General features: G+C 45.4%; 2 protein-coding genes. Both read left to right on the forward strand.

The annotated features are described in order from the left end of the window. On the forward strand, positions 1 to 1,406 hold a 1,406-nt coding region (locus BA79_RS18510), incomplete at its 5' end, for a condensation domain-containing protein (protein ID WP_035704507.1). Positions 1,407 to 1,425: 19 nt separating this feature from the next. Further along, positions 1,426 to 9,106 (forward strand): amino acid adenylation domain-containing protein (locus tag BA79_RS18515; protein WP_035704509.1); only part of this gene is annotated, 7,681 nt, incomplete at its 3' end.

Genomic DNA, 9,106 nt, shown 5'->3' on the forward strand with positions numbered 1-9,106 from the left:
CAGCTGTCGAAGGAGAGGTTATTTTAACACCTATACAGCGCTGGTTCTTTGAACGGAACTTCAGCAGCCAGCATCATTGGAATCAGTCCGTTATGCTCCATGCGGCAAATGGTTTGGATGAAGCGCTTGTCAAACAAGTGCTCGAGCAGATGATGACCCATCATGATGCTTTGCGATTGGTTTATCCGATAGAAGAAGGACGCATCATCCAGCGTCATCGTGGAGTAGACGAAAACGATGTAGCGGTGGACGTGATAGAAGTACAAGGAGAACGATCACAGCAAATCGAGCACGTAGAAAAGCTGGCAAATGAAGTGCAGGCGAGTATTTCTTTAACAGAGGGACCGTTAGTCAAACCTGCGATTTTCCGTACCGATCATGGAGATCACTTATTGCTCGTTGTACATCACCTTGTCATTGATGGTGTGTCATGGCGTATTTTCCTTGAAGACTTCATGGCTCTTTATGAGCAGGCGAAGCGTGGGGAAGAGCTGACACTTCCTGAAAAAACACATTCATTCCAAGCATATGCCCAGAAGTTGACGGAATATGCAGTGTCAGATGAGCTGCTGGCAGAAAGGGACTATTGGAAAAAGGTACTTGGGCATTTAACTGCACCTCTGAAAAAGGATCATGTCACAGAGGATCAAAGAATGCTGCATACAAAAACCATTCGCTTTACGCTGTCTGAGGAAGAAACAAGCAGCCTACTGACAGAAGTACATGAGGCGTACCACACGGAAATCAATGACATTTTGCTGGCCGCATTGGGATTGACCCTGAAAGAGTGGACAGGAGAAGACAGACACTTTATTCATCTTGAAGGACATGGAAGGGAAGACATCCTTCCGGCGGTCAATGTGTCGCGGACCATCGGCTGGTTTACGAGCATGTATCCTGTGCTGCTTGATTTGTCGCATGCGGAGGATCTTTCTTATCAAATCAAGCTTTTGAAAGAAGAGCTCAGACACATTCCGAACAAGGGAATCGGCTATGGCATTTTAAAATACTTAACGCCTGACAAAATGAAGGACGGTATCACATTTGATGTCACGCCAGATATCAGCTTTAACTATCTTGGTCAGTTTGATGAACAGATTGGCGGGGGTGAACTAAGTCGATCCACTTGGCAGGCAGGTCAATCATTAAGTCCAGAATCAGAGAAACCTCATGCATTAGATATTGTTGGTTTCGTAGAACAGGGCTTGTTCCATATGACGATTTCATATCACCAGCTTGAATTCGAAGAGCAAACGATGGAGCAGTTCAAGGACCTTTTAGAAAAGAACGTGAAGGCACTCATCTCACATTGTGTATCACAAGATGAAGCGCAAATTACGCCTAGTGATGTAGGAGACGATGACCTGACCATGGATGAACTTGAAAAGCTAATGGATATATTTTAAGCAAACGAAGAGGTGGACTATGAGCAAACAGAAGATTCAAAAGGTATATCCTTTAACACCAATGCAAGAAGGCATGTTATATCATGCCATGCTAGACCCTAATTCTTCCTCTTATTTCACACAGCTGGAGCTTGGAATAAGAGGGGAATTTGATCTCGATCTTTTTGAAAAAAGTCTCAATGAGCTCATCGGCACATATGACATTCTCCGTACAGCCTTTGTCTATCAGCAATTACAGAAGCCTCGTCAGGTTGTACTGGCAGAGCGCAATCTAGATGTGTATAGAGAGAATCTATCTCACCTGAATCATCAGGAACAGCAAAAGGTACTAGATCAATATAAAAAGCAAGTGAGAAAGCAAGGCTTCCATTTAACGAATGATTTGTTATTGAAGGTCGCTGTTTTTCAACTGAATGAAACAAACTGGCATCTCATTTGGAGCAACCATCACATCATCATGGATGGTTGGTCCATGGGAGTTTTGATGAAAAAATTGTTTCATTACTACGAATCTTATCGAAACGGCAAAACGCCGGATCGCTCACAAGGAAAACCTTATGCAGATTATATCCAGTGGCTTGGCAAGCAAAATCAACAAGCAGCGGAAGGCTATTGGAAGGGGCGCTTAGATGGTGCGATTCAGCATCAAGGGCTTTTGCAGCAAAAAGAAGCGAACGGACAATATGACCATCAGGAATGGACGTTCACATGGGATGCTGAAATGGTCAGCAGCATTCAAGAGATCGCAAGAAATTGCCAAGTGACAGCACCAAATCTATTCCAGGCTGTTTGGTCGGTTCTTTTAGGCACTTACCATGCGGCACATGATGTCACTTTCGGAACAGTCGTGTCTGGCAGGCCGCCAAGTGTGGCTGGTATTGAACAGATGGCAGGGCTTTTTATCAATACAATACCGGTCAGGGTAGAAATGAATCACGAAGACACCTTCAAACAGCTGTTTCAAAAAGTTCAGCAGCATGCGCTGGAAGCGGAAAACTATGATTTTATGCCGCTTTATGACATTCAGCAACAGACAGCTGCAGGAGGACAACTCTTCGATCACTTGGTCGGGTTTGAGAACTATCCTTTAGATCAAGAGCTATCTGGTGACACCATGTCGGAACGTCTAGGGTTTTCCATTGATGTAAAAGACGGATTTGAACAAACGAATTTCGATCTAAATGTCCTCGTATATCCAGGTGAAACATGGACATTGAAAATCAAATATAATGCGGTGGCTTTTGAGGAAGAGGTCATTGAAAAAATATCGAAACACCTGACCAACCTCATGAAGCAGATCATCGAGAATCCGGAAGTTCGCCTTCATGACGTGACGTGTATCACGGAAGAAGAAAAACAGCAGATTGAAACATGGAACAAGACAGAACGAGATTATCCAAAGCATCTGTCTATTCCTGAGCTTCTGAAAGAACGCATTCAAACGCAGCCAGACCATCTGGCGTTAGTCGAAGGAGAGCGGGCATTCACCTATGAAGAACTCGGCCAAGAAATCCATCGTGTTGCGGGACATTTGATTGATAGCGGAGTGAAACAAGAAGATGCCGTCGCAGTGTATATGAATCGATCTGCTGAAGCAGTGATCGCCATTTTAGCGGTTCTTCAAGCAGGGGCTGCTTATGTACCAATTGATCCAGCCCAGCCAGAGGAGAGAATCCGCTTTATGCTTGAAGACAGCGGTGCATCCGTTTTGCTCTATGCGGACAGCCAGCCGCCAGTTCATGAAAGCATCCAAGCCGTTCATGTGTCGGACATATCGAATCAGTCAATCGTACCATTCGAAGTCGAGACCTCTCCTTCGCAATTGGCGTATATCATGTACACGTCGGGGTCAACCGGACAGCCAAAAGGTGTTCAAATTGAGCATCAACATATTGTCAGATTGGCATGTTCACAGGAGACACTGGGCTTGAACAAGTCGGATCGTATGGCACATACAGGAGCAGTCAGCTTTGATGCCATTACTTTTGAAATTTTCACCACACTGCTGAACGGTGCAACGCTTTATCCTGTTGACCGTGACACGTTATTGGACATCAACCGGTTTGAACGCTTTATCCAAACGAATCAAATCTCGGCGCTCTTTTTAACGACAGGTTTGTTTAATCAACTCGCTCAGCAGCGACCGCATATGTTTAAAGGATTGTCCAAATTGATCACAGGCGGTGATGTGATCAATGTGAAAAGTGCAGAGCTTGTGAAGAAACATCATCCATCACTTGTTTTACTGAATGCGTATGGCCCCACAGAAAACACCACCATCTCGACCATTTATGAGGTGAGAGGGGATGAAACGGGCACGATTCCAATTGGTCAGCCGATCAATCATTCGTCCGCTTACATTTTAGATGACAATCAAAGACTTCAGCCAATTGGTGCGCCAGGAGAGCTGTATGTCGGCGGTGACGGTGTCTCAAGAGGATATCTCCATCGTCCAGAATTAACAGAGCAAGTATTTATCGCTGATCCTTTCAAGGCAGAAGGGCGTTTGTATCGAACAGGAGATTTGGCTAGGTACGGTTCAAATGGTCAAATCGAATTCCTCGGACGGACAGATGATCAAGTGAAAATCCGTGGTTTCCGTATTGAGCTCGGTGAAATTGAAGCGATTCTTCAACAAGAGCAGGGGATCGATGATGCGGTTGTGCTCATCCATGCGTCTCCTTCAGAAGAAAAAGAAATGACCGCTTACTATACGGGAACGATCAGAGAAGAAGAGGTGCGGGCTCTATTCAATCAAGCACTGCCAGCATATATGGTACCTCATCACGTCATGAAGCTAGATGTTTTCCCGCTTACCACAAACGGAAAGGTCGATCGAAAAGCTTTACCAACGCCTGACGAAGCTGATCGTGAAGAAGTCAGGATCATTCCACCTGAAACCGAGACGGAAAAGGCGCTTGCTCAAATTTGGGAGGAACTGCTTGGGAAAGCGGTGGGAATAGATGAGCATTTCTTCATGACTGGCGGACATTCACTCAAAGCAATGATGATGTCAGCCAAAATCCAAGAAGTGTTCCAAAAGGAAGTTCCGATTCAAGTGATATTCGAAAAGCCAACGGTTCGATCGCTTGCGTCATACATTGACCAGGACGGTCAAGAAGAACAAGGACATCCGATCTTACCGGCAGCGAAGGCGGAGGACTATCCAGTGTCACCAGCTCAGCGGCGCTTATACATTTTACAAACACTTGAACCTAAGAGTACGAACTATCATATTCCGATCGTCTTAACGCTTGAAGGTACGCTCGATCATCAGCGGCTCACCTCAGCATTTGATGAGTTGATTCAAACGCATGAAATCTTAAGAACGAGTTTTCATATGAAAGGCGAGAACATCTTCCAAAGGGTACATGAACGAGCGGTATTTGACCTCCCTGTCCATGATGTAAAGGAAGAAGAGGCCGAGGCATTTCTTGCTGAACGTCAGGCGCCGTTTGATTTGACAGCCGCTCCCCTCCTGCGGGCACAGCTGCTCAAAGTGAGTCATGATCGTCATCTATTAGTTCTGGAAGCACATCACCTGATTACAGATGGCAGCTCCATGAAGACGTTCATTCAGGATTTGGCGAAAGCCTATGATGGAGAGGCACTTGCAGAAAGAGCCATTCATTATAAAGATTACGCTGTCTGGCAGTTAAGTGAAGAAGAAACAGAGAAACAGCGTGCGCATGAAGCGTATTGGCTGAAGCAATACGAAGGAGATGTACCGGTTTTAGATTTGCCGACAGACTACCCACGTCCAGTGGAACGTGATTTTTCTGGAGAACGGGTGATGTTTGGCTGTGATCAAGCGACAACTCAGCGTATTCATGAGCTACTCAAGAAAACAGATACGACGCTGTACATGTTCTTGTTATCTGCATTTCAAGTGCTGCTCGCATCCTACAGCGGACAGGAAGATATCATTGTCGGATCTCCAGTTGCGGGGCGAACACATCCAGATATTCAGGACATGCCAGGGATGTTCATCAATACCATTGCGATGCGCGGAAAACCGGAACAAACAAAGTCATTTTTACAGCTACTTGAAGAAATAAAAGAAACGAGTGTAGATGCTTTTGCACATCAAAGCTATCCGCTCGAAGAGTTAATCGCGCGTCTGCCGCTTGATCGTGATACAACCCGAAGCCCGCTCTTTAGTGTTTCGTTTAATATGCAGAACATGGATGTTCCTGCACTAAAGCTCGGCAATCTGAACATTTCGCCTTATGCGATGCAGCACCGATCCGTCAAATTTGATCTGTCTCTAGAAGCATTTGAGCGTGAGGGAGAAATAAAACTAAGCCTAGACTATGCAACGGCATTATTTAAAGAGGAAACCATCCGTCGGTTCGGAACACATCTTCTTGCGATTATTCGTGAGGCGGTCCAGCATCCGAATGAACAAATTGGCTTGTTCAACCTCTTGGATCAGCATGAGCAAATGGAGCGGCTGGAGAAAAGGGATGGAGAACAAACAGGTCAACATGAGCCGTACCATGTGCAATTTTCACGTCAAGCCATGGAAACGCCTGATGCCATTGCGGTGATGGATGGTGAAAGGAAGCTGACCTACCGTGAACTGGATCGCATGTCCAATGCTCTTTGCAGTGAGCTGAAGATGCAAGGCGTAGAGAAAGAAAGCACAGTCGCACTTATTCTTGATCGCTCTGTCTATGTCATTGTCTCGATACTAGGTGTAATGAAAGCGGGCGGTGCATTTGTCCCAATTGATCCAGCTTTTCCTGCGGAACGTATTCGTTACACATTAAAAGATTCAGGGGCAAAAGTCATTGTGGCTAATGAGTCTCTTGGCGATTCGTATCAGCATCTCAAGTCGATTCAGGTCGTACATGTGGAGAAAGCCGTCCAACGAAACGATTCTCTAGACCTCCCGGACGTATCGGTTGATCAACTGGCTTATGTGATTTACACATCTGGAACAACAGGGAAGCCAAAGGGTGTACAGCTCACGCATCGTAATCTATCACACTACGTCAATTGGTTGATACATGAAGTGACTTTACAAGAATGCGATCGAACGGCACTCCTGTCTTCTTATGCATACGACCTTGGTTACACAAGCATTTTCCCGGTTCTAAAAGCAGGCGGGACACTCTATATTCCTCGTGAAGACGTGTATACAGACCCTGTACGTCTCATGCGTTTTATTGATGAACAAGAGCTGACTTATATCAAAATGACACCATCCTTATTTCATATGATGGCAGATTCGAAGGGCCATACATTTGACGCTTTACGGCTTGTGGTATTGGGAGGAGAACCGATTGTCTCTGAAGATGTTGAGACATTTATGAAGCAGCATCCATGCGTCGCAGTAATGAACCATTACGGTCCGACAGAAACAACGATTGGTACAGTGAGCAAGCTAATGACACCGCATGAGCTGGACGCTTTAAAGGAGCGTTCTATCATCGGAAAGCCTATTGCTCATACAAGAGCGCTCGTATGCAATCGCGAGCAGCGCCTTGTTCCTTATGGTGCACCGGGAGAGCTTTATATTTCAGGTGATGGTGTTTCAAGAGGTTATTTGAATCAGCCTGAATTAACAGCAGAGCGTTTTCTTGAAAATCCTTATTTCCCTCAAGAGCGGATGTATCGAACGGGAGATTTGGTTAGACAGCATGCAAATGGGGAGATTGAATTCCTTGGAAGAGTAGACGATCAAGTGAAAATTCGCGGTTATCGAATTGAGAAACAAGAAATTGAGCATGCCGCACGTGCCCTTTCAACCATTCAAAAAGTGTATGTCAAAGTGATCAACACGTCTCGTTTACCGGAGCTGGCGTTATATTATACAGCACCTGATCACATTGGAACGCTGACATTTAGAGAAAAGCTTTCAGAGACACTGCCGGATTACATGATTCCTACTTATTTTGTCAAAGTGGATCATATGCCGCTGACGCAAAACGGAAAAGTAGATGTGAAATCTCTGCCGCTTCCTCATGAGGCACATATGAATCGCACGGCACATGCAGCACCAGAAACGGCGCTTGAGCAGACGCTTTGTGATATTTGGTCAGATGTTCTTGAGATTGAAAAAGTCGGCATTGATGACCATTTCTTTGAATTAGGCGGGCATTCTCTGAAAGGCATGGTGCTCATTTCGAACATGCAAGCCAAACTGAACCAGCATGTTCCACTCAAGGTTCTTTTTGAAAAGCCAACAATACGGGAGATAGCTGCCTATTTGGAAGAAGCTGATGCTTCGCTCGTCACATCCATTCAGCCAGCGGAAAAGCAAGATTTCTATCCAGTCTCTTCCGCACAAAAGCGAATGTACGTATTACAGCAGTTGCATCCAGAATCCGTCACCTACCATATGCCAGCCGTTTTCATGATGGAAGGAAACCTTGATCTGAAGCAGCTAGAAGGAGCAATTCAAGCTTTAATTGATAGACATGAGTCATTGCGAACAGCCTTTGTTGAAATTGACGGCAGTCCCGTCCAAAAAATTTATCGCCGTGTGCCGTTTACGTTACAGATGGTTGAAGTAGAAAGCGATCAGGTACAATCCGTCGTAGACAACTTCATGACCCCATTCTCATTACATCAAGCACCTCTAATGAGAGCGAAAGTGGCAAAGCTGTCTGATGACAAATATGTGTTCATGATGGATATGCACCATATCATCGCAGATGGGGTGACACGCAGTCTGCTCATTCAAGAATTAGCGGAGTTGTATGAGCATAAGACGTTACCGCCAGTTCAATTGCACTACAAGGATTATGCGGTATGGCAGCAAGTGGAAGAGCAGCAAGTAGCACTTGAAAAACAGCGGCAGTATTGGCTGGAGCAATATGCACAGCCGCCAGAAGACTTAGCACTTCCGCTTGATTTCCCGCGGCCTAGCGTGCAGTCATTTGCAGGAGACCGGGTGGATAGATGGCTGTCTGCTGAAAAGGCGCAGCATATCAAAGCGCTCATGGCTGAAAAAAATGTGAGTTTGAACATGGTGATGCAAACGGCCTTTGCCATTCTCCTTCATAAATTGACTGGGCAGCATGACATCGTCATAGGGGCTGTAACGGCTGGACGTACACATGCGTCAATCGAACGGATTCCGGGCATGTTTGTGAATACACTGGCCCTTCGACATGACGTTCAGTTAGAAGAAACTGCAGAGCATCTGCTAGAAAAAATAAAAGATCACAATCTATCAGCTTATGAACATCAAGGATTCCCATTTGAGGATTTGGTCGCGCAGTTAGACCTTCCGAAAGACACGAGCCGCAACCCGTTGTTTAGTGTCATGATGACAACGGATGACCGTGATCTGACGTTACCGGATTTGAATGGACTTACGCTTTCGCACAAACAGCAAGAAGCCGTTCAGGCAAAATTTGATTTAACGCTCGGCATCTTTGAGGAACAAGATCAAGTGGGCTTGCGCTTTGAATATGCAGCGGCACTATTTAAAAAGAGTACCATTCAGCGATGGAGTCAATATGTTGAGCGAATCATAGACGAAATGATCGCGAAATTGAATCAGCCGATCTCAACCATCTCCATCTTAACAAAAGAAGAAGAGCGACATCTGCTTAATGAATGGTCAGGCCCTATCCTAAATGTCCCGACAGATCAAACGGTTCATGCATTGATTGAGGCGAAGTCACAGGAAGTACCTCATCAAAAAGCCGCAACTTTCTGCGGCACAAGCTGGACGTATGAAGAAC

The sequence above is a fragment of the Bacillus altitudinis 41KF2b genome, from assembly GCF_000691145.1.
GTDB classification, from domain to species: Bacteria; Bacillota; Bacilli; order Bacillales; family Bacillaceae; genus Bacillus; species Bacillus altitudinis.